General features: G+C 63.4%; 21 protein-coding genes. 19 read left to right on the forward strand and 2 right to left on the reverse strand.

What is annotated here, in order from left to right; all coding sequences use genetic code 11:
• The first annotated feature begins 56 nt into the window (after positions 1–56).
• From topA to LCW13_RS04355, 3 genes are all read left to right on the forward strand, one after another.
• A complete protein-coding gene (gene topA / locus LCW13_RS04345; RefSeq protein WP_107335351.1) occupies positions 57–2,699 on the forward strand; it encodes a type I DNA topoisomerase in 2,643 nt (880 codons plus the stop codon).
• Positions 2,699–3,178 carry a DUF6586 family protein gene (locus LCW13_RS04350; protein WP_213113358.1) on the forward strand — a complete coding sequence of 160 codons (480 nt, stop codon included), beginning with the start codon at positions 2,699–2,701 and terminating at the stop codon, positions 3,176–3,178. The genes topA and LCW13_RS04350 overlap by 1 nt, the downstream gene beginning before the upstream one ends.
• Before the next feature lie 252 nt (positions 3,179–3,430).
• Positions 3,431–3,670: a hypothetical protein gene (locus LCW13_RS04355; RefSeq protein WP_052384340.1), complete on the forward strand. Its 240-nt coding sequence runs from the start codon at positions 3,431–3,433 to the stop codon at positions 3,668–3,670.
• 146 nt (positions 3,671–3,816) lie between these two features.
• Here LCW13_RS04355 and lexA read toward each other — a convergent pair whose 3' ends face one another.
• Positions 3,817–4,446: a transcriptional repressor LexA gene (lexA, locus tag LCW13_RS04360; protein WP_043332079.1), complete on the reverse strand. Its 630-nt coding sequence runs from the start codon at positions 4,444–4,446 to the stop codon at positions 3,817–3,819.
• Between the two features lie 538 nt (positions 4,447–4,984).
• Here lexA and LCW13_RS04365 point away from each other — a divergent pair.
• The 6 genes from LCW13_RS04365 (at position 4,985) to LCW13_RS04390 (ending at position 10,609) form a co-directional block, all read left to right on the forward strand.
• Entirely contained in the window at positions 4,985–5,674 is a 690-nt protein-coding gene (locus tag LCW13_RS04365) for a TetR/AcrR family transcriptional regulator (protein ID WP_225347673.1), read from the forward strand.
• A complete protein-coding gene (locus tag LCW13_RS04370) occupies positions 5,674–6,216 on the forward strand; it encodes a L,D-transpeptidase family protein (RefSeq protein ID WP_404813666.1) in 543 nt (180 codons plus the stop codon). Before LCW13_RS04365 ends, LCW13_RS04370 begins: the two co-directional genes overlap by 1 nt.
• A gap of 259 nt (positions 6,217–6,475) precedes the next feature.
• The gene (nagZ, locus tag LCW13_RS04375; protein WP_225347674.1) at positions 6,476–7,630 is read left to right on the forward strand and encodes a beta-N-acetylhexosaminidase; all 1,155 of its coding nucleotides are present in this window, start codon (positions 6,476–6,478) and stop codon (positions 7,628–7,630) included.
• A 48-nt stretch (positions 7,631–7,678) separates the two neighbouring features.
• Complete coding sequence (locus LCW13_RS04380) at positions 7,679–9,025, forward strand: mechanosensitive ion channel family protein (protein WP_225347675.1); 1,347 nt, start codon at positions 7,679–7,681, stop codon at positions 9,023–9,025.
• A complete protein-coding gene (locus LCW13_RS04385; protein WP_225347676.1) occupies positions 9,006–9,587 on the forward strand; it encodes a hypoxanthine-guanine phosphoribosyltransferase in 582 nt (193 codons plus the stop codon). The genes LCW13_RS04380 and LCW13_RS04385 overlap by 20 nt, the downstream gene beginning before the upstream one ends.
• A 284-nt stretch (positions 9,588–9,871) precedes the next feature.
• Positions 9,872–10,609 (forward strand): S-methyl-5'-thioinosine phosphorylase, encoded by a 738-nt coding sequence (locus tag LCW13_RS04390; RefSeq protein ID WP_225347677.1) that lies wholly within the window; start codon positions 9,872–9,874, stop codon positions 10,607–10,609.
• Between the two features lie 190 nt (positions 10,610–10,799).
• On the opposite strand, the gene mfd is transcribed toward LCW13_RS04390, so the two are convergent.
• Positions 10,800–14,327, reverse strand: a complete 3,528-nt coding sequence (gene mfd, locus LCW13_RS04395; RefSeq protein ID WP_225347678.1) for a transcription-repair coupling factor — start codon at positions 14,325–14,327, stop codon at positions 10,800–10,802.
• Between the two features lie 596 nt (positions 14,328–14,923).
• Here mfd and LCW13_RS04400 point away from each other — a divergent pair.
• The 10 genes from LCW13_RS04400 to sthA all read left to right on the forward strand — a co-directional run bounded on the left by LCW13_RS04400 (position 14,924) and on the right by sthA (position 25,732).
• Positions 14,924–16,372, forward strand: a complete 1,449-nt coding sequence (locus LCW13_RS04400) for a glyceraldehyde-3-phosphate dehydrogenase (RefSeq protein ID WP_225347679.1) — start codon at positions 14,924–14,926, stop codon at positions 16,370–16,372.
• A gap of 341 nt (positions 16,373–16,713) precedes the next feature.
• Positions 16,714–18,063: a Na(+)-translocating NADH-quinone reductase subunit A gene (locus tag LCW13_RS04405; protein ID WP_054555019.1), complete on the forward strand. Its 1,350-nt coding sequence runs from the start codon at positions 16,714–16,716 to the stop codon at positions 18,061–18,063.
• The gene (locus tag LCW13_RS04410; protein WP_043331920.1) at positions 18,063–19,295 is read left to right on the forward strand and encodes an NADH:ubiquinone reductase (Na(+)-transporting) subunit B; all 1,233 of its coding nucleotides are present in this window, start codon (positions 18,063–18,065) and stop codon (positions 19,293–19,295) included. The genes LCW13_RS04405 and LCW13_RS04410 overlap by 1 nt, the downstream gene beginning before the upstream one ends.
• Before the next feature lies 1 nt (position 19,296).
• Complete coding sequence (locus LCW13_RS04415; protein WP_043331918.1) at positions 19,297–20,079, forward strand: Na(+)-translocating NADH-quinone reductase subunit C; 783 nt, start codon at positions 19,297–19,299, stop codon at positions 20,077–20,079.
• A 2-nt stretch (positions 20,080–20,081) separates the two neighbouring features.
• Entirely contained in the window at positions 20,082–20,750 is a 669-nt protein-coding gene (locus tag LCW13_RS04420; RefSeq protein WP_043331917.1) for an NADH:ubiquinone reductase (Na(+)-transporting) subunit D, read from the forward strand.
• A 1-nt stretch (position 20,751) separates the two neighbouring features.
• Entirely contained in the window at positions 20,752–21,372 is a 621-nt protein-coding gene (gene nqrE, locus LCW13_RS04425; protein ID WP_043331916.1) for an NADH:ubiquinone reductase (Na(+)-transporting) subunit E, read from the forward strand.
• Between the two features lie 25 nt (positions 21,373–21,397).
• Positions 21,398–22,630, forward strand: a complete 1,233-nt coding sequence (nqrF, locus tag LCW13_RS04430; protein WP_043331915.1) for an NADH:ubiquinone reductase (Na(+)-transporting) subunit F — start codon at positions 21,398–21,400, stop codon at positions 22,628–22,630.
• Positions 22,631–22,633: 3 nt separating this feature from the next.
• Positions 22,634–23,707 (forward strand): FAD:protein FMN transferase, encoded by a 1,074-nt coding sequence (locus LCW13_RS04435; protein WP_225347680.1) that lies wholly within the window; start codon positions 22,634–22,636, stop codon positions 23,705–23,707.
• A 249-nt stretch (positions 23,708–23,956) separates the two neighbouring features.
• Positions 23,957–24,208 carry a (Na+)-NQR maturation NqrM gene (gene nqrM, locus LCW13_RS04440; protein WP_043331913.1) on the forward strand — a complete coding sequence of 84 codons (252 nt, stop codon included), beginning with the start codon at positions 23,957–23,959 and terminating at the stop codon, positions 24,206–24,208.
• 132 nt (positions 24,209–24,340) lie between these two features.
• A complete protein-coding gene (gene sthA / locus LCW13_RS04445; RefSeq protein ID WP_043331912.1) occupies positions 24,341–25,732 on the forward strand; it encodes a Si-specific NAD(P)(+) transhydrogenase in 1,392 nt (463 codons plus the stop codon).
• Positions 25,733–25,818 lie beyond the last annotated feature (86 nt).

Consider the following 25,818-nt stretch of genomic DNA (forward strand, 5'->3'; position numbering starts at 1 on the left):
AGCGCGACGAGTCATTCGCCGGCGCAATCAGCGCCGGCCAGGAGATGCGAGCAACCATGGGCAAGTCACTGGTGATCGTCGAGTCGCCCGCCAAGGCCAAGACCATCAACAAGTATCTCGGCAACGACTTCGTGGTGAAGTCGAGTGTCGGGCACATCCGCGACCTGCCGACCAGCGGAAGCGGCAAGCAGGCCACCGACCCCAAGGAACGTGCCCGTCAGGCGGCGGAGACTCGCAAGATGTCGCCCGAGGTCAAGGCGGCTCACAAGGCGCAGAAGGCCAAGACCCAGTTGATCCGCCGCATGGGGGTCGATCCGGAGAATGGCTGGGAGGCGCATTACGAGATCCTGCCCGGCAAGGAAAAGGTCGTTTCCGAGCTGACGCGTCTGGCCGAGAAAGCCGACACCATCTATCTCGCGACGGATCTGGACCGCGAAGGTGAGGCGATTGCCTGGCACCTGCGCGAGACCATCGGTGGCGACGATTCGCGTTACAAGCGCGTGGTGTTCAACGAGATCACCAAGAAGGCGATCACGGCGGCCTTCGATGAGCCGGGCGAATTGAAGATGGATCGCGTGCATGCCCAGCAGGCACGCCGCTATCTGGATCGCGTCGTCGGCTTCATGGTCTCGCCGCTGCTGTGGGCCAAGGTCGCTCGTGGCCTGTCTGCCGGTCGTGTGCAGTCGGTTGCCGTGCGTCTGATCGTCGAGCGTGAGCGCGAGATCCGCGCCTTCATCCCTGAAGAGTTCTGGGATGTCCACGCTGAGCTGGCCGCCGCCAGTGGTGAAGCGATTCGTTTCGAGCTGGCGCGTCAGGATGGCAAGGCCTTCCGCCCGACCAGCGAGAAGGAGACGATGGACCGCATCGCGGCGCTGCGCACGGCCAAGCTCGCGATCACCAATCGTGAAGACAAGCCGACGCGCTCCAAGCCGAACGCGCCGTTCATCACCTCGACCCTGCAGCAGGCGGCCAGTGGTCGTCTCGGCTTCTCGGTCAAGAAGACCATGATGATGGCCCAGCGTCTCTACGAGGCGGGTTACATCACCTACATGCGTACCGACTCGACCAATCTGTCGGCGGACGCGGTGGCCACGGCGCGCGACTTCATCAGCGAAGAATACGGCAGCAACTACCTGCCGGAAGCGGCCAACGTCTACTCCAGCAAGGAAGGCGCCCAGGAAGCGCACGAAGCGATTCGTCCTTCCGAAGTGTCGCGCCGCGCCACCGATCTCGCCGGCATGGAACGTGACGCCGAGCGCCTGTATGAGCTGATCTGGCGTCAGTTCGTGGCCTGTCAGATGCTGCCGGCCGAATACCTGTCCTCCACGCTGACCATCGAAGTGGATGGCTACGAGCTGCGTGCCAAGGGCCGTGTGCTCAAGTTCGACGGCTACACGCGTGTCATGAAGCCGATGGGCAAGAAGGAAGAGGACCAGTCGCTGCCGGACCTCGCCATCGGCGAGAAGCTGGACCTGGTCGAGCTGCAGCCGCTGCAGCACTTCACCAAGCCCACGGCGCGTTACACCGAGGCCAGCCTGGTCAAGGAGCTGGAGAAGCGCGGTATCGGTCGTCCGTCTACCTATGCCGCCATCATCTCCACCATCCAGGACCGTGGCTACGTGGCGCTGGAAAACCGTCGCTTCTATGCCGAGAAACTGGGCGACATCGTCACCGATCGCCTCAGCGAGTCCTTCAAGGACCTGATGGACTTCGGCTTCACGGCGCGCATGGAAGACTATCTCGATGAGGTGGCCAACGGCGGGCGCAACTGGCGCGAGCTGCTGGACACCTTCTACGCCGAGTTCAAGGCCGAGCTGGACCACGCCCAGTCCGAAGAGGGCATGCGTCCCAACCAGCCGGTGCCGACGGACATCGCCTGCCCGACCTGTGGGCGTGAGATGCAGATTCGTACCGCCTCGACCGGGGTCTTCCTGGGCTGTTCCGGCTACAACCTGCCGCCCAAGGAGCGCTGCAAGACCACCATCGATCTGCTGCCGGGCGATGAAGCCGTGGCGGCCGATGCCGGTGAAGATGCCGAGACGGATGCGCTGCGCGCCAAGCGTCGCTGCCCGATCTGCGCCACCGCGATGGACAGCTACCTGATCGATGAGCAGCGCAAGCTGCACGTCTGCGGCAATAGCCCGGACTGTGTCGGTCATGAGGTCGAGGAAGGTCAGTTCCGCATCAAGGGTTACGATGGCCCGGTGATCGAGTGCGACAAGTGCGGCTCCGACATGCAGCTCAAGACCGGGCGTTTCGGCAAGTACTTCGGCTGCACCAACGAGAATTGCAAGAATACCCGCAAGCTGCTCAAGTCCGGTGAAGTGGCGCCGCCGAAGATGGACCCGATTCCGATGCCGGAACTAGCCTGCGTCAAGGTCGAGGACCACTACGTGCTGCGCGATGGCGCCAGTGGCCTGTTCCTGGCGGCCAGTCAGTTCCCCAAGAATCGCGAGACGCGTCCGCCGCTGGTCAAGGAGCTCAAGGCGCACGCCGACGAGCTGCCGGAGAAGTATCACTTCATTCTCGAGGCCCCGGATCAGGACCCGGACGGACGTCCGGCGCAGATTCGCTTCTCGCGCAAGGTCAAGGCTCAGTACGTCATGACCGATGAGGAAGGCAAGGCGACCGGTTGGAAAGCGACCTACGACAACGGCCGCTGGGTCGTCGAGGACAAGCGCAAGGGAGCCAAGAGCTGATGAGCCAGCGTGCCCGTACCAATCAGCTGCTGTATCAGGCCGAGTTGCTGCTGGCCCAGTCAGCAGCCTCTGGCGACGATGAGCATGCCGTGGCGCGTCGCATGGCCGGTGAAGAGGGTGCGCTCGCTCTGCTGGAGCTGGCGCTGGCGTCATTGCTGGAAGAATGTGCCGTGACGGCGCGCTGGCCGCAGGGGAGCTGGCGCGAGCGCCTGGCGTCGCCACCGACGCCCATCGCCGAGGTCGAGCAGCTGCGCAGCCTGCTGGAGCGCCCCGACAGCTGGTTGTCTGAGCTGGTCGCGGATGTGACCCGCCTGCATGAAGAGGGCGGCGTCGCTCGCCGCGAGGAATCGCGTTCGCGTGGTGATGGTCTGATCATCGCGGCAGCCTCGAGCGCCTCGCTGGCCGAGCGTCTCAGCGCCGCCATCACGGCATTCAAGGCGCTGCTGCCGCAGCTGCGTGAGTCGAGTGTCGAGTGGTAGGTCAAGGCGTTGATCTGGTGCTGCACGCTGGTGATGACTGGCGCATGGCAATCGGGTGACGTTTCGCCTTCACGGGTGCTAGACTGATCGCATTGTGGCAAGCCCTGCATTCTCCGGTACGACCATGGCTCTGGCTGTGGTCGTACTTTTTTCTGCGTCGCTGATGGCAACGCGGTGCCGGGCTTGCCAGCCGTCGCGCTGACGATTACAACGACGCCGGTATCTCGCGAGATGCCGTGCAGGAGGAATGACGTGTCCGATCCCGCCGTACTTGAAATTGTGCAAATGGAAGATGGTGAAGTGATTCTGCGCGCCGCGGAAAGCGAAGGTGAGCCGCTGCTCAGCATTCGCATTTCGGACGAGGCCGCTGATCTGCTGCGTGACAATCGTTTCGAGGTTGCGCGTGAGATGATCGACCACGCCATCACCCGGACTCGCCTCTGGGATGGCGAAGAAGACGAGGACGAGCAGTCAGAAGGCATCGTGCACTGATTCATCGCTCGCGCTTCGCGCACAAAAAAACCCGCCTCGAGGCGGGTTTTTTTGTGCAATGCGTGCGGCTTTTCTGTTGCTCAGAGCTCTGCGAGAAAGGTGCTGCTGGGCATAGCTCGTTGCTCAAAGCGCTGCTGGTCAAGGCCTCAGTGCAGGCCACCATCGCGGATGACGCCCACCCCGAGACCCTCGATCTCCAGGCTGTCCGTGCGCAGGTCGACCTTGATCGGTGAGAAGTCCTCGTTCTCGGCTTCCAGCCACACGTAATGCCCGTCACGGCGGAAGCGCTTGACGGTGACCTCATCCCCCAGACGTGCCACCACGATCTGGCCGTCACGCACGCTGCTGGTGCGGTGCACGGCCAGCAGGTCGCCTTCCAGAATTCCCACGTCCTTCATCGACACGCCGCGTACACGCAGCAGGTAGTCGGCAGCCGGCGAGAAGTAGTCGCTCGGTAGCGGACAATGACGGTCGATATGCTCGCTGGCAAGAATCGGGCTGCCGGCGGCCACTTCCCCGATCACCGGCAGGCCATCGTTGGCGCTGTCGTCGACGTCAGCCAGCGACGGCACGCGAATGCCGCGTGAGGTGCCCGGCACCATCTCGATGGCGCCCTTGCGCTTGAGGGCACGCAGATGCTCCTCGGCGGCATTCGGCGAGCGGAAGCCCAGCGCCTGGGCGATTTCGGCCCGCGTCGGCGGGTAGCCAGAGGACTTGATGGTCTTGATGATGAAGTCGAAGACATCCTGCTGGCGCGGAGTAAGCGGCTGGGTCATGGCATTGCCTTTGGCCTGGGCGGCATCTTGAGCTGACGGCACGGGGTGTGCATCCATACAACTGTCATTGTATCCAGTCATGGCGGTCATGCAAGGCATCGTGGCTTGCGTGGTGGCCTCAAAGGGCAGGTAGTCGCCGGGATATCGCTGTCTGGCGACTTTTCCTGCCGATATCCGAGGCATTCTTTCTTGAAGGGAATGTCTGGAAGCGAATGTCTGGAGATGAACCCGGCCTGGCTCTGGCGGGGTGGACAGTCACCGAGCATGACGAGCCCTTGAATCGGGATGGTCAGCGCTGAGGGAATATCAGGCTTGGCTAAACCTCTGGCGTTTGAAACGCGAGAGAATTGTCAGTCATGGCATGGCGCGCTAGAATCAAGGTGTTTCAAACGAATGTTCGCCGAGGGTAGTGCTCACGGGTGTCATGATCGAACGCGCCTTGCGGTGAACCTGCACCACCTCATGAGAGAGTCGCCGCGCGGGGCTTGCGCCGTGACCTACGACTCCAGTCCTTTTCTACCTGACAAGGGTTCCGCCCATGGCCCAGACCGATACCGTTACCCGCATCCTCGATACTGCCGAGGTGCTGTTCGCCGAGCGCGGCTTCGCCGAGACCTCACTGCGCAACATCACCAGCAAGGCCAAGGTCAATCTGGCGGCGGTGAACTACCACTTCGGCTCCAAGAAATCGCTGATCCAGGCGGTCTTCGCACGCTATCTCGATCCGTTCAGTGAGCGCTTCCACGCGGCACTCGACAGCGTCGAGCAGCAATACGCCGGGCGTCAGGTGCCGCTGGAGGTCCTGCTGGAGGTGATGGCGCGTACCGTGCTGGAGGTGCCGGCCGAGCGCAACAGCCTGCGTACCTTCATGCGCCTGCTCGGGCTTGCCTATACCCAGGGGCAGGGCCACATGCGGCGCTATATCCGCGAGCATTACGGCACGGTCTTCAGCCGCTTCGCCGAGCTTCTGAAGCTGGCGACGCCTGATCTGCCGGACAACGAGCGCTTCTGGCGCCTGCACTTCATGCTCGGCAGCGTGATCTTCACCTTCTCGGGCCTGGATGCGCTGCGCGATATCGAGGAGGCCGAGTACGGCCATCACACCACGGTGCGTGAGCTGATCCAGCACATGCGTCCGGTGGTGGTCGCGGCGATGGCAGCGCCGCTGCCGGCCTCGCTCGGAGATGGTGAGGCGGTCACCCAGGCGGTCACCCAGGCGGCCAGCTGATGGCCTGCTGGGTAGCGGTGGACCTCTCGCGCCAGAGCCTTGAGATACGCAATGACATGCCGAGTGGCAGTCGTGATGCGCCGCCCCCCGCGGCCAGCCCTGACGCGCTGGTGCACGCCTGCGCGATCTCCAGCGGCCTCAACGGTATCGGCGAGCTCGACGGCAGCGGTTGCACGCCAACCGGCTGGCATGTGATTCGTGCCGCCATCGGGGCGGGCAATCCGTGTGGCGCCGTCTATCGCGGCCGGCGCTTCACGGGCGAGGTGTTCACGCCCGAGCTTGCCTTAGAGCATCCTGAGCGTGACTGGATCCTGACGCGCATTCTGTGGCTCAGCGGCCGCGAGCCCGGCGTCAATCGTGGTCGCAATGCCCGCGGCGAGCGGGTCGATAGCCTGCGTCGCTACATCTATTTTCATGGCACGCCCAGCACGGAGCCCATGGGGGGGGCGGCGTCCCACGGCTGCATTCGCTTGCGTGATGACGACCTGCTGCGACTCTTTGCCGAGGCTGTGCCCGGCACTCCAGTGCTGCTGCATGCCTGAAGGCGTTGGTGTCTGAGTCTGATACCCTCCATGAGCTGTCACCGGAACCTACGTGACAGCCCCTTGCCGGGGCGCAGCTGGCCGCGACTGTTCGATAGGGGTTCAGTCGGCTAGAATTGCGCCTTTCCTCGCGCTGGCAGCCTGATTCATCACGTTTCTTCCAGGCTGCCGAGCCCCGTAAAAGACATGAAGTCCTGGCGGTCGTGATTCCTCTCTTCACGGGACATCACTGCCGCAGGCCATGGACAGGAAGGATGACATGACACAGCCGCTGGGCTCCGTAATGGTCGATGTTGCGGGGCTGACCCTCGCCCGCGACGAACGTGAACTGCTGGCACGCCCTGCCGTCGGGGGCGTCATCCTGTTTGCGCGCAATTGCGCCTCTCCCGAACAGGTGCTGGAGCTGAGCCGCGAGATTCGCAGCGTCAATCCGCACCTGCTGATCGCCATCGATCAGGAAGGCGGGCGCGTCCAGCGTCTGCGCGAGGGCGTGACACGCCTGCCGTCGATGCGCAGCCTGGCACAGTGCTGTCTCGGACGTGACTGTGAGGGTTGCGGCGAAGACGCCCAGGCCGCAGGCCTGGGGCTGGCACGCGATGCCGGCTGGCTGCTGGGCATGGAAATGGCAGCCATCGGCTGTGATATCACCTTTGCGCCGGTACTGGATATCGATGTGGCGGGCTCGACCATCATTGGCGATCGCAGCTTCGGCGCCACGCCGGAAGACGTCATCGCGGTGGGCGGCGCCTTCATCGACGGGCTGCAGGAGGCGGGCATGTCCGCCGTCGGCAAGCACTACCCGGGGCATGGTGGCATCTCGGCAGATACCCATCTGGAGCGCGTGGTCGATCCGCGCCCGTTCCGCGAGCTGCGCGAGCATGACCTCAAGCCCTTCGCGGCCCTCGCCGAGCGTCTGGGCGGCGTGATGCCGGCGCATGTGATCTATCCGGATTTCGATGCACGTCCTGCGGGCTTCTCGCCCAGCTGGTTGGGCCTGCTGCGCGAAGAGTTCGGCTTCAAGGGCGCCATCTTCTCCGATGATCTCGGCATGGCGGCGGCCGTCGCGGAAGGCGGCCCGGCAGAGCGTGCGCGCCTGGCGCTGGACGCCGGCTGCGACATGGCGCTGGTCTGCAATGACCCGGCCGCCGCGCGCGAAGTGCTCGACAGCCTCGATGACGATGAGCAGCGCCACCGAGGCAAGCGCCAGGCGCGGCTACGCTATGCGCGGGCTCGCCCGACGCTTGATGGTCTGGTGGGGCTGGCACGCTGGCGGCGCACCCACGCGCGGCTCGAATCGATGGCGGCCAGTCAGGCATCACAGCAGGCTGCCATGCCCTCGGGCACGCTAGGCGCTGCCGAGGCGCCTGACGCGTCTGACGCACGGTCGGCCTCTGAGTCCGGTAGCGCGCAATAATCAGGCACGCGGTGCCTCTTTCGAGTCGAAGACTGGCAAGGAATTCCCATGGCTGAGCAATCCGCCACCGAGGCTGCTGCCGACAAGCTGGCAGCGCCTGCCGAAGAGATGATCAATCAATGGGTCGAGCCGCTGCGCCACTGGGTCGAGCAGACCTTTGGTCTGCCGCTGTGGGGCATCAATCTCGCTCTGCTGCTGCTGGCGGTGCTGTTGCTGCACCTCATCGAGCGAGTGGTGCTCAGCCGCCTGGCGACGCATGCCGAGAAGAGTCGCAACCTGTGGGATGACGCCCTGGTGCATGGCCTGCGTCATCCCTTGTCATTCTGGCTCTACAGCATGGGGGTGTTGCTGGCGCTCGGCATCATCGCCAGCCAGTTCAGCCTCGGCGGGGCCGAAAAGTACCTGGGCACGGCGCGCCAGATCGTGACACTGCTGGCGCTGGCCTGGGCGTTGATCCGCATGGTCAAGCGCTTCGAGGCGCTGCGCACCATGCCGCCGCCCGGCACCAACGTCAACGCGATGGATGCCACCACGGCCTCGGCGATCAGCAAGCTGCTGCGGGCGGTCGTGGTCGTGCTGGTGGGGCTGGCCATCCTGCAGAATCTCGGCGTCTCGTTGTCCGGGGTGCTGGCCTTCGGGGGTGTCGGCGGTATCGCGGTCGGCTTTGCGGCGCGGGATCTGCTGGCCAACTTCTTCGGCGCCCTGATGATCCATCTCGACCGGCCCTTCAAGGTCGGCGACTGGATCCGCTCACCGGACCGCGAGATCGAGGGCACCGTCGAGGATATCGGTTGGCGCCTGACGCGCATCCGCACCTTCGACATGCGGCCCCTCTACGTGCCGAACGCCATCTTCACCAGCATCTCGGTGGAGAATCCGTCGCGCATGTACAATCGCCGCATCTTCGAGACCGTGGGGCTGCGCTATGAGGATGCCGCCCAGGTCGGCCCCATCGTTGCCGCGGTACGCGAGATGCTGGAAGGCCATGACGAGATCGATCAGACGCGCACCCAGATCGTCAACTTCACCACCTACGGTGAGCATTCGCTGAACTTCTTCGTCTATGTCTTCACGCGCACCACCGACTGGGTGAAGTACCACGCGATCAAGCAGGATGTCCTGCTCAAGGTGCACGACATCATCCGTGAGCATGATGCCCAGGTGGCGCTGCCGGGCCAGCGTCTGCATTTTGCCGATGTACTGTCCTTCGAAGGACGCCACCATGAACACGACGCCGAGGCTGAGAATGCCGCGGCGTCATCAGACGCGCAGACGCGCGGGTCCCGCCGCCGTTCTGATTCAACCGCCGCTGCTACATCCTCCTCTGCGCCCGTCCGGCGTGGAGATGAGGCCAGTGACACCCAGGAAACTCCCGATGCTGACTCCGACGCCTGAGACCCTCACCGCCCTGCATGACGAAATGCGTGAGGTGATGGACAATGCCGATTGCCTGATCCCGCAAGCTGACCTTGAAGTGGCACTCGACCGCATGGCCATTGAGCTGACGGAACGCCTCGGCGATCGCATGCCGATCTTCTATTGCGTGATGAACGGCGGCCTGATCACCGCCGGCCAGTTGTTGACCCGCCTCGACTTCCCGCTGGAAGTCGATTATCTGCACGCCACTCGCTACCGTGGCGCGATGCGCGGCGGCGAGCTGTTCTGGCGCGTCAACCCGGAGCTGCCGATGGCCGGGCGCGACGTGGTGATCGTCGATGACATCCTCGATGAGGGTGGCACCCTGGCCGCGATCCTCGAGTACTGCCGTGAAGCCGGCGCGCGCAGCGTGTCCAGCTGTGTGCTGGTCGACAAGAAGCATGACCGCAAGGCCTACCCGGGCTTCAAGGCCGATTTCTGTGGTCTCGACGTCGAAGACCGCTTCCTGTTCGGCTTCGGCATGGACTACAAGGGCTACTGGCGTAACGCGCCGGGCATCTACGCGCCCAAGGGTCTGTAACCCAAGGGCTTTAACCCAAGGGCTTTAACCCAAGTGTCTGTGACATGAGCCGCCGGATGGCAGTCTCCATCGCGTGCGATAGCCATCGTCAACGCTGGCATTCGTTCACCACCCGCCCGGGCAACCGCGGCGGGTGGTGTCGTTTTCGGGGCCTTTTCTGTTCTCCTGGCGCAGAGCGTGACGATTGTGCTTGTCGTGGTCGGTTGGCTCGGAGTAGCGTTCGCTGAGGATCGGAGTGTCCGGTCCCGAGAGATTCCTGCACATGGGTGGCAAGGAGGCGGGCGATGCTGGCGGTGATCGGTGGGACGGGGTTCGGCAGTTGGGCAGGCATGGAAGTGCTCAAGCGCGGCGGGCAGGAAACGCCCCTGGGGGCGGCCTCCTGTGGTGTCGTGGAGGGGCGCTTTAATGGGCAGTCGCTGCTGTTTCTGGCCCGTCATGGTCAACCGCATAAGGTGCCGCCGCATCGCATCAACTATCGCGCCAATCTGTGGGCGCTCAAGCAGGCGGGCGCGACCCATGTGGTGGGAGTCAACTGCGTGTCCGGCATCGACCCGACGCTGGCCCCGGGCACGCTGGTGGTGCCGGACCAGTTGATCGATTACACCACCGGTCGCGAGGGTTCGTTCTTCGATGGGCGTTTCAAGCCGTTCCAGCATGTGTCGTTCGCCTGGCCATATCATCGGGTCTGGCGTGAGGAGCTGCATGCGGCGGCCGCCGAGGCGGGGTTGCCCCTCACGGCCGGCGGGGTGCTGGGCGTGGTGCAGGGGCCGCGGCTGGAGACGGCCGCCGAGATCCGCCTGATGGCGCGCGATGGCAATACGCTGGTCGGCATGACGGGCATGCCCGAGGCCGTGCTGGCGCGCGAGCTCGAGATGGAATACGCCAGCCTGTGTCTGGTGATCAGCCATGCCGCGGGCGTCGGCGAAGAGGAGCCGACCCGCGCAGGCACGGAATCCGTGATCGAGGCCGGCATGCCCAGGGTGCAGCGCTTGCTGGCGGCGCTGTTGGCGCGCCGTGCCTGAGCTGCCTGGCCTCAGGAGGAGAGTGGGGGTAGGCGGTGGTGTAGGTAGGCGGTGGTGTAGGGAGGGCGTGTAGAGGGTATGCCCGCACGAAAAAACGGCCTGCATCCGCGATGCAGGCCGTTTTATTTTTCGTTCACGCTCAAGTTCATGCCCAAGTTCGATCCCCAGGCGCCTGGCAGCGCAGGGCGCGTCAGGCCGCCTTGGTCTTGGCGTTGAGCAGGTCCAGCAGGGTCTCGCAGAAGCTGAAGCGCGCCTCGGCGTCATCCATGTCGGTGGCGAAGCGCAGCGTGTCGGCGCCTTCCAGCTTGTAGACATCCGACTGGCGCTGGATCAGGTTGACCAGCGTCAGCGGATCGACTGGCGTCTGGGCGCCGAAGATGATGCGACCACGTCCGGCGCCGGCCTCCAGCTTGATGATGCCCAATGCCTGGGCGCGCTGGCGCAGCTGGGTCTGGCGGAACAGCGTCTTGACCGGTTCCGGCAGCAGGCCGAAGCGGTCGATCATCTCGACCTGCAGTTCGCGCAGGTCGCTTGCGTTCTCGGCGTTGCTGATGCGCTTGTACATCATCAGGCGTTGCTGGACGTCGTGCAGATAATCGGCCGGAATCAGTGCCGGCAGATTCAGGCTGACCTCGACGCCTTCATCCAGCGGCGACTCGATATTGGGCGTCTTGCCCGCCTTGATGGCCTTCACGGCGCGATCGAGCATCTCCATGTACAGCGAGTAGCCGATGGTTTCCATCTGGCCGGACTGCTCGTCACCCAACAGCTCACCCGCGCCGCGGATCTCCATGTCATGGGAGGCCAGCGTGAAGCCGGCACCGAGGTCCTGGGATTCGCTGATCGCCTCCAGACGCTTGACCGCATCGCGGGTCATCGCCTTGGGGTGCGGGGTCAGCAGGTAGGCGTAGGCCTGGTGATGCGAGCGCCCGACGCGGCCACGCAGCTGGTGCAGCTGGGCCAGGCCGAACTTGTCGGCGCGCTCGATGATGATGGTGTTGGCGCTCGGGATGTCGATGCCGGTCTCGATGATGGTCGAGCACACCAGCACGTTGAAGCGCTTGTGATAGAAGTCCGACATGCGCCGCTCCAGGCTGCGTTCCGGCAGCTGGCCGTGGGCGACGCCGACATTGGCCTCCGGCACCAGCTCCGCGATGCGCGCGGCGCTCTCCTCGATGGTCTTGACCTCATTGTGCAGCACGTAGACCTGCCCGCCGCGCAGCAGCTCGCGCAGGATGGCTTCCTTGACCACGCCGTCGTTGCGCTGCTGGACGAAGGTCTTCACCGACAGGCGGCGCGCCGGCGGCGTGGCGATGATGGACAGGTCGCGGATGCCGCTCATCGCCATGTTCAGCGTGCGCGGAATCGGCGTGGCGGTCAGGGTCAGGATGTCGACCTCGGCGCGCAGGCTCTTGAGACGCTCCTTCTGGGAGACGCCGAAGCGGTGCTCCTCATCGATGATCAGCAGCCCCATGTTGGGCAGCTCCAGCGATTTGGAGAGCAGCTTGTGAGTGCCGATCACGATATCGGCCTGGCCGTTCCTGATGCGCTCGAGCGAGGCTTCCTGGCCCTTGCCGCTGGTGAAGCGCGACAGCAGGGCGATCTCCACCGCGGTGTCGGCGAAGCGATCGCGGAAGTTGTCGTAGTGCTGCTGGGCGAGCAGGGTGGTGGGCACCAGCACCACCACCTGACGGCCGGAGTTGACGGCGAGGAAGGCGGCGCGCATCGCGACTTCCGTCTTGCCGAAGCCGACATCGCCACATACCACGCGGTCCATCGGCTGGGGCGCGCACATGTCCTGGATCACCGCGCCGATGGTCTGCGCCTGGTCCGGGGTTTCCTCGAAGGGGAAACTGGCCGCGAAGCGTGCGTAGTCCTCGGCGGGGAAGTCACAGGCATGGCCGACACGCGCCTCGCGGCGTGCATAGACATCCAGCAGCTCGGCGGCGGTATCGCGGATCTTCTCGGCCGCCTTGCGCTTGGCCTTCTCCCATTGCTCGGAGCCCAGCTTGTGCAGCGGCGCCAGCTCGTCACTGGCCCCGGAATAGCGCGAGATCAGATGCAGGCTGTCCACCGGCACGTAGAGCTTGGCGCCATCGGCGTATTCGAGCGCGAGGAACTCGGCCTCCTGGCCACCGGCGTTGATGGTCTCCAGCCCCAGATAGCGGCCGACGCCGTGGGTGTGGTGCACCACCGGCGCACCTTCACGCAGCTCCGAGAGGTGACGCACGGCCAGCTCGTTGTCATCGGTGGCGCGCGCCTGGCGGCGGCTCTGACGTACCACTTCGCCGTAGAGCTCGGTCTCGGTGATGACCACCAGCCCCTTGTGGCTGTCGCTGTCATCGCTGGACAGGGCATCTTCTGCCTGCGCGCTGGCCACCCAGGTGCCATGCGTCAGGCCACCGACGGTCAGGCCGGCGGCGGCTGGGCTATCCACGAAGTGTTCGAAGCTTGCGAAGTCATCCAGACTACGCAGCCCGAAGCCGCGCAGCAGCGGGGTGAGCTGCTCCTCGACGACTTCGCGGCGGCCCTGGGTCTCGGCGACGAACAGCACGCGCTGGGCATGCTCGCCGTTCAGGCGCTGCTTGAGGAAGCTGGCCAGGGCCTGGGTCGGGTCGGCGCTGCGTGCATCGATGGCCAGGCTCGGCAGGGGCTGGTGGCCGAATTCGATGGCGTGGGCATTGGGCTCACGTACCAGCTCGATGCGCTCGTGCTGCTTGATCAGGCCCAGCAGCTCATTGACCGGCACGAAGGCGCGGTGTGGTGGCAGCAGCGGGCGTGTCGGGTCGACGCCCAGATTGGCGTAGCGGGTGGTGATGGCGTCCCAGTGGCTCTCGGCCGCTTCGCGCACGCCGGGCAGCATGGCGATGCGCAGCTCGTCGCCCATGTGGTCGAACAGCGTCGCGGTCTCGTCGAAGAACAGCGGCAGATACTGCTCGAGCCCCGGCGAGGGAATGCCCTTGATGGCGTCGTTGTAGAGAATGCACTGGCGCGGGTCGACGTCGAACAGCGTCTCGAAGCCCTCGCGGAAGCAGGCGATGGCGCCGCGCGTCAGCGGGTATTCATGCGCGGGCAGAATCTCGATCGCCTCGACCTTGTCGCCACTGCGCTGGGTGTCAGGGTCGAAGGCACGCAGGGTGTCGATCTCATCATCGAACAGGTCGATGCGCAGCGGCTGCTCGCTGCCCATGGGGAACAGGTCGATCAACGCGCCGCGCAGCGCGTATTCGCCCGGCTCGTAGACCGTCTCCACTGCGCGGTAACCGGCGCGCGACAGGCGTGAGCGGAAGTCCTCGCGATTGAGGATGTCGCCCTTGGCGAGACTGAAGACCTGGCCTGCGATGTAATCCACCGGCGCGAGGCGCTGCATCAGGGTGTTGACCGGCACCGGCACGATGGCGCGGCGGCTGGTCTGCAGGGTGCGCAGGGTGCGCAGACGCTCCGAGACGATGTCCTGGTGCGGCGAGAAGCTGTCGTAGGGCAGCGTTTCCCAATCGGGGAAGGGCAGCAGGCGCTCGGGGTGGCGCGTATAGAAGCGCAGGTCGGCTTCCAGGCGCTGGGCGCTGGCGGTGTCCGGGGTGATGACCATCAGCGGCGCTTCATCGGCATCGGCCAGTCGCGCCAGCGCCAGCGCCGCGGCGCTGGGGTCATTGAGCATCCAGAAGGTGGTTTCGCGGCGCGAGCGCGGCAACGGGGGCGTCAGCGGAGTCTCGAACATGGGCTCTGGTGTCTTGTGTCCTGGGCTTGGGCGCAACGCCTTGCGGCGTTCACGGCACGGGATGACGTCACGGGCAGGGCCCGAGTGAATAAGGTGCTGGGTCAGTCGCTCATGGTGAGCGGCCCACGCATGCAGATGACGCTGAGCGACTCATGGGCGCAAGGCAGTCTGTTGGATGCACGGCACGCTCATGAGCGCGCGGCACATTCAATAGCGCGCAGAATACTCATGAGCGCGACAAGGCAGGCGCGATGCCTTGGCTTGCCGGGCGCGCTTCAACGCAAGCTGTCGCAGCGCAAGGGGCTGCAACGTCAGTCGCCGCCATGAAAGGAGTCGCGCTTGATCATAGCAAGTCAGTCGCTATATGGGGGCAAGTGATGCGCTTTTCAGCACCGTGGACACAGATGGCCGAGCGCGGGATGGGGGAAACGCTTTTGTAGTCAAATCGTTGATTCTGTAGCACTACTACCCTGCGTGCGACCATCCTTTCATTGTGGTGCATAGCCGCGTTACGCATACTCAGCTGGCCTTGTCCGGCGTCGCCAAGCGCTCGGTGACGACCATCATTATTTGCCCGCACGTGAGAGGATGCACCCGTGAGCCAAGAGAATCTCGAAGCCTGTTTCAAGCAGTGGCAGGACAATGAAGCCCTCGCGGAGCAGATGATCCCGCTGTTGGGAGATCTCTACCGCCGCTTCAACGTCGTGCCCTCCATCTACGGGCGTTCGCTGATCAATCGCTCGATGGTGCGCATCCTCAAGAACCACCGTTGGGTGCGCAAGGCCGAAGGCGTCGAGCTGTCAGTGGAAGACACCTTCCCGCTGGTGCGCGCCATGATCGAGCTCAACCTGGGCCCGGCCCACGTCGACATCGGCAAGCTGGCGGTCGCCTTCAAGCGCTCTGACGAGACGGACATCACCGCCTTCCTCAAGCGTGAGCTGGCCGACATCGTCGGTGGCTACGTCGAAGGCGGCATGGGCGGCGACCCGAAGGACGTCGTCCTGTATGGCTTCGGGCGTATCGGTCGCCTGTTGGCGCGCATCATGATCGAGAAGGCTGGCGGCGGTAACCTGCTGCGTCTGCGCGCCATCGTGGTGCGTGGCAGCAAGGATGATCTGGAGAAGCGGGCCAGCCTGCTGCGTCGCGACTCGGTGCACGGTCCCTTCGAGGGCAGCATCACCGTCGATGAAGAAAACTCGGCGCTGATCGTCAACGGCAACTACATCAAGATCATCTACGCCAATTCGCCCACCGAGATCGATTACACCGCGCACGGCATCGACAACGCCATCGTGGTCGACAACACCGGCAAGTGGCGCGACGAAGCGGGTCTGGGTCAGCACCTGGAGTGCAAGGGCGTGGCCAAGGTGCTGCTGACGGCACCGGGCAAGGGCGATCTCAAGAACATCGTCTACGGTGTCAACCACACCGACATCAGCGATGATGACCGCATCATCTCCGCGGCCTCCTGTACCACCAATGCCATCGTGCCGGTGCTGAAGGTGCTGCACGACGAGTACGGTGTCAGCCAGGGTCACGTCGAGACGGTGCACTCCTACACCAACGACCAGAACCTGATCGACAACTTCCACAGTGGTGATCGTCGTGGCCGTGCCGCGGCCCTCAACATGGTGTTGACCGAGACCGGCGCCGCCAAGGCCGTCGCCAAGGCGCTGCCGGAGCTTTCCGGCAAGCTGACCGGCAACGCGATCCGCGTGCCGACGCCCAATGTCTCGATGGCGATCCTCAACCTGACGCTGAATACCGCCAGCGACGCCGAGCGCATGAACGGCTTCCTGCGCACCGCCTCGCTGCATTCCTCGCTGCAGAAGCAGATCGACTACGTCGATTCCTGTGAAGTGGTGTCCTCGGACTTCGTCGGCAACCGCCATTCCGGCATCGTCGATGGCCAGGCGACCATCGTCACCGACAAGCAGGCCGTCGTGTACGTGTGGTACGACAACGAGTTCGGTTACAGCTGTCAGGTGGTGCGTATTCTGCAGCACATGTCCAACGTGCGTTTCAGCTACTTCCCGACGCGCTGAGTCAATGCGCCGCGTCTGTGGCGTGACTTGCGAAAAATTGAAATAAATACCTGCTGTTACAACGCCCCCGCCCTCAATGATGGCGGGGGCGTTGGCGTTTTCGGCGTGTGCACCACTTTAGTGTCGTATGGTCTTTCCGGCCTCGCATCTTTATAATGAGCCGGATTTTTTTGGGCCGGTCCAATCTCTGGGCTACACCTCCAACCGTCTGATAAGAAAAGCATTCACATTGCCTGATACGCGAAAATCGCGAGGTTGCCTGGTCAATTATCGGCCTCGAGGCGTATCTACGATGGGTGATCTTTCCTGAACAACATCAGATCCGACAATTGGGCGAGTCTATGATCGAAGTCAAACGTGGCCTGGATCTCCCCATCGCCGGGGCGCCGGAGCAGCGTATCGAGGATGCGCAGCCCGTTCGTCGCGTAGCGATCCTGGGTGTTGACTACGTCGGCATGAAGCCGACGATGGAAGTCCGTGAAGGGGACAAGGTGAAGCAGGGGCAACTCCTGTTCACCGACAAGAAGACCCCGGGCGTCCGTTACACCGCGCCTGCTGCCGGTACTGTGGTCGAGATCAATCGTGGCGAGAAGCGCAAGCTTCTGTCCGTGGTCATCGAGATCGACGCGCAGGGCGAAGCTGTGGAATTCACTGCACATGGCGACGCCGCCATTGCAGGTCTCGAACGTCAGGTCGTGGTCGACCAGCTGGTCGAGTCCGGCCTGTGGACGGCGCTGCGTACCCGCCCGTTCTCGCGTGTGCCGGCGCTGGATGCCAAGCCGGCAGCCATCTTCGTCACCGCCATCGATACCCATCCGCTGTCCGCGGATCCGGCCGTGGTGCTCAAGGGCCAGGAAGCCGCTTTCCGTCAGGGTCTCGTCGCACTGACGCGTCTGACCGAAGGCAAGGTGTTCCTGTGTCAGGCGCCGGGTGCTGATATCCCGGGTGGCGACGTCTCCGGTGTGGTCAGCGAGTCCTTCAAGGGCCCGCACCCGGCGGGTCTGCCGGGCACGCACATCCATCACCTCGCACCGGTCAGCCTGCAGCGTCAGGTCTGGCATGTCGGTTATCAGGATGTGGTCGCCATCGGTACGCTGCTGGCGGAAGGTCGCCTGGACACCACGCGCGTCATCGCCGTCGGTGGCCCGCGTGCCACCAAGCCGCGTCTGCTGCGCACCCGTCTGGGCGCCAGCACCGAAGAGCTGCTCAAGGGCGAAGTCGAGCAGCCGGAAGACACGCGTGTCATCTCCGGTTCGGTGTTCTCCGGCCTGACCTGTGAAGGGGCGCTGCGTTTCGTCAGTCGCTACCACAATCAGGTGAGCCTGCTCGAGGAAGGCAACAAGCGTGCCTTCATGGGCTGGCTGTCGATGGGCGCCAAGCGTCACTCGGTGCTGGGTATCTACCTGTCGAAGCTGACCGGTCTGACCGACTACCGCCCGAACACCTCCACCAACGGCTCCGAGCGTGCCATGGTGCCGGTGGGCGCGTACGAGGCGGTCATGCCGCTGGACATTCTGCCGACGCAGCTGCTGCGTTCGCTGATCGTGGGTGATATCGAGACCGGCATGCAGCTTGGCTGCCTGGAGCTTGATGAAGAGGACCTCGCGCTGTGCACCTACGTGTGCCCGGGCAAGTACGAGTACGGTCCCATCCTGCGTGACAACCTCACCACGATCGAGAAAGAGGTCTGATGATGGGCATTCGACAGACTCTGGATAACCTGGAGCCGCACTTCCACAAAGGTGGCAAGTACGAGAAGTTCTACGCGCTCTACGAAGCCGTGGACACCATTTTCTATGCGCCGGCGAGCGTCACGCGCAGCACCACTCACGTGCGTGATGGCATCGACCTGAAGCGCATCATGATCACGGTCTGGATGTGTACCTTCCCGGCCATGTTCTTCGGCATGTACAACGCCGGTCTGCAGGCCAACGAGGCCATCGCTGGCGGTTACAGCGCACTGGGCGGCTGGCGTGAAGCCATTGTCATGCTGCTGGCGGGTAGCCACGATGCCGGCAGCGTGTGGGCCAACTTCATCCTGGGGGCCACCTACTTCCTGCCCATCTATCTGGTGACCTTCGCGGTCGGCGGGTTCTGGGAAGTGCTGTTCGCGATGCGTCGCGGCCACGAGGTCAACGAAGGCTTCTTCGTCACCTCGGTGCTGTTCGCCCTGACACTGCCGGCGACCATTCCGCTGTGGCAGGTCGCGCTCGGTATCACCTTCGGTGTGGTGATCGGCAAGGAAGTCTTCGGCGGTACCGGCAAGAACTTCCTCAACCCGGCACTCTCCGGCCGTGCCTTCCTGTACTTCGCCTACCCGGCCAGCATTTCCGGCGACGCGGTATGGGTGCCGGCAGACGGCTTCACCGGTGCGACCGCGCTCTCCACTGCCGCGCAGGATGGCATGGGTGCCCTGATGCAGCAGATGAGCTGGACCGACGCCTTCCTCGGCTTCATACCGGGCTCGGTGGGTGAGGTCTCCACACTGGCGATCTTCCTCGGCGCCGCGGTGCTGCTGTGGACGCGTATCGCCTCGTGGCGAATCATGCTGGGCGTCCTGCTGGGCATGATCGCGACCTCGGCGCTGTTCAATGCCATCGGCAGCGACACCAATGCCATGTTCGAGATGCCGTGGTACTGGCACATGGTCATCGGCGGCTTCGCCTTCGGCATGGTCTTCATGGCCACCGATCCGGTCTCCGCGTCCATGACCAACAAGGGCAAGCTGGTATTCGGTGCACTGATCGGCGTGATGACCGTGCTGATCCGTGTCGCCAACCCGGCCTTCCCGGAGGGCATCATGCTGGCGATCCTGTTCGCCAACCTGTTCGCTCCGCTGATCGACCACTTCGTCGTGCAGGCCAACATCAAGCGCCGCGTCAAGCGCGAGACTGCCGGCATCGCGAACGAGGAGACCGTCTGACATGGCCAGCAACAACTCCATCAAGAAAACCCTCGGCGTCGCGCTCGGGCTGTGCATCGTCTGCTCGGTGGTGGTTTCCACCGCAGCGGTCGTGCTGCGTCCGATGCAGATGACCAATGCCGAGCTGGACCGCAAGAGCAACATCCTCGCGGTCGCTGAGCTGCTGCAACCGGGCGAAGACATCGGTCAGCAGTTCCGTGACAAGGTCACCGCCAAGGTGGTGGACCTGGATTCCGGTGAATACGTCGACGACATCGACCCGGAAAAGTACGACCAGGCCAAGATGTCCAAGGACCCGGCCACCTCACGCACCCTGTCTGGCGACGAAGACCTGCCGGGCATCAAGCGTCGTGAGCAGTACTCCGTGGTCTACCTGGTCGGTGATGTCGAGCAGCCGGACGAGATCATCGTCCCGGTGCGCGGCAACGGCCTGTGGTCAATGATGTACGGCTATCTGGCACTGAAGGGTGACGGCAACACCGTGGTCGGTCTCTCCTTCTACCAGCAGGGCGAAACTCCGGGGCTTGGCGGCGAAGTCGACAACCCGAAGTGGAAGGCCCAGTGGGATGGCAAGAAGATCTATCCCGAAGGCAGCATGGACCCGGAAGTGCACCTGAAGAAGGGCGGCGTGAATCCGTCTTCTCCGGATGCCAAGTACCAGGTCGATGCGCTGTCAGGGGCTACCCTGACCAGCAACGGCGTGACCAACCTGTTGCAGTTCTGGATGGGTGAGAATGGCTTCGCCAAGTACCTGACCCAGTTCCGTGACGTCAAAGGAGCGTAATGATGGCAGCCGAAACTCCTAAAGGTGTCTTGACGACGCCGATCTTCAAGAACAACCCCATCGCGCTGCAGATCCTCGGTATCTGCTCCGCGCTGGCGGTGACCAACTCGATGAACACCGCCCTGATCATGGGTATCGCGGTGTGCTTGGTGACAGCGTTCTCCAGCATGTTCATCTCGTTGATCCGCAATCACATCCCGTCGTCCATCCGCATCATCGTGCAGATGACGATCATTGCCTCGCTGGTCATCGTGGTCGACCAGTCGCTGAAGGCCTTCGCCTTCGAGACGTCCAAGCAGCTGTCGGTCTTCGTCGGTCTGATCATCACCAACTGCATCGTGATGGGTCGCGCTGAAGCCTACGCCATGCAGAATGGCCCGACGATGAGCTTCATCGACGGTATCGGCAACGGTCTCGGCTACACCGTGATCCTGCTGGTGGTCGGCTTCGTGCGTGAGCTGTTCGGTTCCGGCTCCCTGTTCGGCGTGACCATCCTGCAGACCGTCAACGACGGTGGCTGGTACATCCCGAACGGCCTGATGCTGCTGCCGCCGTCCGCGTTTTTCGTCATCGGTCTGTTCATCTGGGTGCTGCGCAGCATCTACCCGGAGCAGGTCGAGAAGGCGGAGTACAAGATTACCGCCAACACCAAGATCAAGGAGGCTGTGTAACATGTTCGAACACTATCTGAGCCTGTTCATCAAGGCCGTGTTCGTCGAGAACATGGCACTGGCCTTCTTCCTGGGCATGTGTACCTTCTTGGCGGTGTCCAAGAAGATCCAGTCCGCGATCGGTCTGGGCGTGGCCGTCATCGTCGTGCTGGCGGTGACCGTTCCGGTCAACAACCTGATCCTGAACTACCTGCTGCGTGAAGGCGCACTGACCTGGACGGGGCTGGAAGGGGCGGAGAGCATCGACCTGTCCTTCCTGGGCTACCTGTCCTACATCGGCGTCATCGCGGCGATCGTCCAGATCCTCGAGATGTTCCTCGACAAGTTCGTGCCGGCGCTCTACAACGCGCTGGGCGTGTTCCTGCCGCTGATCACGGTCAACTGCGCCATCCTCGGTGCGGCCCTGTTCATGGTGCAGCGTGACTACACCTTCGGTGAGTCCGTCATCTATGGCGTGGGTGCCGGCTTCGGTTGGGCACTGGCCATCGCTGCACTGGCCGGTATCCGCGAGAAGCTCAAGTACTCTGACGTGCCGGCTGGCCTGCAGGGTCTGGGCATCACCTTCATCACCGTTGGCCTGATGTCGCTGGGCTTCATGTCCTTCTCCGGCGTCCAGCTGTAACGCAACCGAGCATAAGGAAATCGAAATGGTAGATACCTCCATCATCGTGCTCGGCGTCGTCATGTTCACCGTGGTCGTTATCGGCCTGGTGCTCGTGATTCTCGCGGCACGCAGCAAGCTGGTCTCGAGTGGTGACGTCCAGATCGAGATCAACAACGACCCCGCCAACACCCTGACGACCCAGGCCGGCGGCAAGCTGCTGCAGACCCTGGCCGCCAACGGCATCTTCCTGTCCTCCGCCTGTGGTGGCGGTGGCTCCTGTGCCCAGTGCAAGTGCCGGATCTCGGAAGGCGGCGGTTCCATCCTGCCGACCGAAGAATCCCACTTCACCATGGGTGAGAAGAAGGAAGGCTGGCGCCTGTCGTGCCAGGTGCCGGTCAAGCAGGACATGAAGATCGAAGTGCCGGAAGAGATCTTCGGCGTGAAGAAGTGGGAAACCACCGTCACCGCCAACCCGAACGTCGCGACCTTCATCAAGGAGCTGAACCTGCAGCTGCCGGAAGGCGAGGAAGTCAACTTCCGCGCCGGTGGTTACGTGCAGCTGGAAGCGCCGGCCTACGACATCAAGTTCTCCGACTTCGACATCGAAGAAGAGTATCGTGGTGACTGGGAGAAGTTCGGTCTGTTCAACGTTCAGCACAAGAACGAAGAGCCGGTCATCCGTGCTTACTCCATGGCGAACTATCCGGAAGAGTACGGCATCCTGAAGTTCAACATCCGTATCGCCACTCCGCCGCCGAATTCCCAGCATCCGCCGGGTCTGATGTCCACCTACGTCTTCTCGCTGAAGCCGGGTGACAAGGTGACCGTGATGGGGCCGTTCGGTGAGTTCTTCGCCAAGGACACCGACGCCGAGATGGTCTTCATCGGTGGTGGTGCCGGCATGGCGCCGATGCGCAGCCATATCTTCGATCAGCTCAAGCGTCTGAATTCCAAGCGCAAGATGTCGTTCTGGTATGGTGCGCGCTCCATGCGCGAGTCGTTCTACAACGAGGAATACGACAAGCTGGCCGAAGAGAACGAGAACTTCGAATGGCACCTGGCGCTGTCCGATCCGCAGCCTGAGGACAACTGGGAAGGCCCGACGGGCTTCATCCACAATGTCCTGTACGAAAACTACCTCAAGGACCACCCGGCGCCTGAGGATTGCGAGTACTACATGTGCGGGCCGCCCATGATGAACGCCGCCGTCGTCAAGATGCTCACCGACATGGGTGTAGAGCCGGAGAACATCCTGCTCGATGACTTCGGTGGTTGATCGATGATGTCACGCGTCGCAAGACGACTGGCAGGGCCGGCCCTCATGGGGCTGGCCCTGCTGGTTGCAGGCTGTGAAAATTCCAGCAACCCTGAGTTGCATCGCTTCGCCGGCCCCATCTTCGGCACCGGGTTCCATGTCACGGTAGCTGCGGACCTGGACGCCGATGAGGTGGCGTCGCTCAAGCAGGCGAGCCTCGAGGCGCTCGACAAGGTCGACTGGCAGATGTCGACCTACAAGGACGCCTCGGAGCTCTCGAAGCTCAATCAGGCGCCGCTGGATACGCCGATCACGCTGTCGGATGGCCTGGCGCAGGTGCTGGCCGAGTCGCAGGACATCGGCAAGCGCTCCGACGGGGCCTTCGATATCACCGTCGGCCCGGCCGTCAATCTGTGGGGCTTCGGCCCGGATGAGCGTCTCGACAAGGCGCCGAGCGATGAACAGATCGCGCAGGCGCTCGAGAAGGTCGATCATCTGGCGCTGGAGCTCGATGGCAATACGGTGATCAAGCGCAAGCCGGTGTATGCCGATCTGTCGGGGATCGCCAAGGGCTATGGGGTGGACAGAGTCGCCGATGTGCTCGAGGCCAATGGCATCGAGAACTATCTGGTCGAAGTCGGTGGCGAGATCCGCGTCAAGGGTGAGAAGCCCGGCCACAAGCCGTGGCGGATCGCCATCGAAGCGCCGAAGTCCTTCGAGCGCTCGGTGCAGCGGATCATCGATCCCGGCAATGCCGCGGTTGCCACCTCCGGTGATTACCGCAACTATTTCGAGCAGGACGGCGTACGTTACTCGCACACGATCGATCCACGTACCGGTCGACCGATCCAGCACAGCCTGGCCTCGGTCACCGTGATCACGCCGGATTGCGCGAGTGCGGACGCCTGGGCCACGGCACTCAACGTGCTGGGCGCCGAGAAGGCAATGACGATCGCAAATCGCGAGAACATTGCCGCCTATTTCATTGTCAAAACGGATGATGGCTTCAAACAGTCCTGGAGTCCGGCATTCGCGCCCTACCTGAAGGACGCGCCGGCGACAGGCGACACGAAGCCCGCAGATGAAGCCGGCGCCTGAGCCCGGTCTATCGAGAGCCGGTCTATCGAGAGCCGGTCTGCCAAGAGCCGGTCTGCCGAGAGGTAGCCGGCCGGGCTTTCTCATCTGCCATCTGTCGAGACACGCCTCCCACAGGGTCGGGTGCTTAGATTGCATGGCATCTTCTGGATGCTGTCCTGAATGATCCACAGGATCGACAGGGGGCAAGCTGCGCTGGAGCCGACCCGTGCGAGAGGTTCACAATGGGGGCCAAGCCCCGGGAGGAATGACATGACGATCTGGTTACTGGTGTTCGCCGCGATGTTGCTGCTGATTGGCGTGATGGCCGTCGGTGTCCTGATGGGCCGCAAGCCGATCGCCGGCTCCTGCGGTGGTCTCAACAACCTCGGGCTCAAGGATGGCTGCGACATCTGTGGCGGCAAGGACGAGGAGTGCGAGAAGGAGCAGGATCGCCAGCGTCTGATGGCAGAGAGTGGCGGCAAGCCGGCCAGCGATCTGGCCTACGACGCCGCACGTCGCTGATTTCTGCTCTGATGGCTCAGAGCCCGCCGGCCGCAAGGCCTGCTACCGGCCCTGACATGGCAGTGTCACCGCGAGGTGAGACCGTACGTGTCAGGGCCGGTCTACGAACAATCAAGGAGCAAAGCGAGTCTCATGGCAGTCTATAACTACGATGTCGTCGTGATCGGTACCGGTCCGGCAGGGGAAAGCGCGGCAGTCAACGCGGCCAAGCATGGCAAGCGTGTCGCCGTGATCGAGGCTCAGTCTTCCGTGGGCGGCAACTGCACCCACAAGGGCACCATCCCTTCCAAGGCGCTGCGCCACGCGGTCAAGCAGATCATCGAGTTCAACACCAATCGCATGTTCCGCGATATCGGCGAGCCGCGCTGGTTCTCCTTCCCCAAGGTGCTGGAGCGTTCACGCCGCACCATCGAGCAGCAGGTCGAGATGCGTACGCGCTTCTACGCCCGCAATCGCATCGATGTGTTCTTCGGTACCGCGCGCTTCAAGGACGAGCACACCGTCGTGGTGCGCGATGCCCATGAAGGGGTCGAGGAGCTGCACGCGGAGAAGGTCGTGATCGCCACCGGCTCGCGTCCCTACCGCCCGGCGGACGTCAACTTCCGCCACCCGCGCATCTATTGCTCCGATACCATCCTGGGGCTGTCACACACGCCGCGCACGCTGATCATCTACGGCGCCGGTGTCATCGGCTCCGAGTACGCCTCGATCTTCTCCGGTCTTGGCGTCAAGGTCGACCTGATCGATACGCGTGATCGTCTGCTGTCCTTCCTGGATAACGAGATTTCCGACGCGCTGTCCTATCACCTGCGCAACAACGGCGTGCTGGTGCGTCACAACGAGGAATACGATCGCATCGAGGGCGACGAGTCCGGCGTGGTCGTGCACCTCAAGTCCGGCAAGAAGCTGCGTGCTGACGCCTTCCTGTGGGCCAACGGTCGTACCGGCAACACCGACAGCCTTGGTCTCGAGAATGTCGGCCTGCAGGCCAACGGCCGCGGTCAGCTGACCGTCGATGATCAGTACCGCACCGAGCTGGACCACGTGTATGCGGTGGGCGATGTGATCGGCTGGCCGAGCCTGGCATCCGCGGCTTACGATCAGGGCCGCTTCGCCTCAGCCAACCTGCTCGGTGAAGAGTTCAAGTTCGTCAATGAGGTGCCGACCGGTATTTACACCATCCCCGAGATCAGCTCGGTGGGGCGCGGCGAGTCCGAACTGACCGAGGCGCGCATCCCCTACGAAGTGGGGCAGGCGTTCTTCAAGGACACCGCCCGCGCCCAGATCACCGGCGATACCGTCGGCATGCTCAAGATCCTGTTCCATCGCGATACGCTGGAAATTCTCGGCATCCACTGCTTCGGTGACCAGGCGTCCGAGATCGTGCACATCGGTCAGGCCATCATGCAACAGAAGGGTGAGGCGAATACGCTCAAGTACTTCGTCAACACCACCTTCAACTACCCGACCATGGCGGAAGCCTATCGGGTTGCGGCCATGAATGGACTCAACCGTCTGTTCTGAGCGGCGTGGGCCTCGCGCCCGCTGACTTGAAGGCACACCACAAGGCCCCGACATCATTGATGTCGGGGCCTTGTGGTTTTCGGGCT

The organism is Cobetia amphilecti, assembly GCF_020217465.1.
Lineage (GTDB): Bacteria > Pseudomonadota > Gammaproteobacteria > Pseudomonadales > Halomonadaceae > Cobetia > Cobetia amphilecti.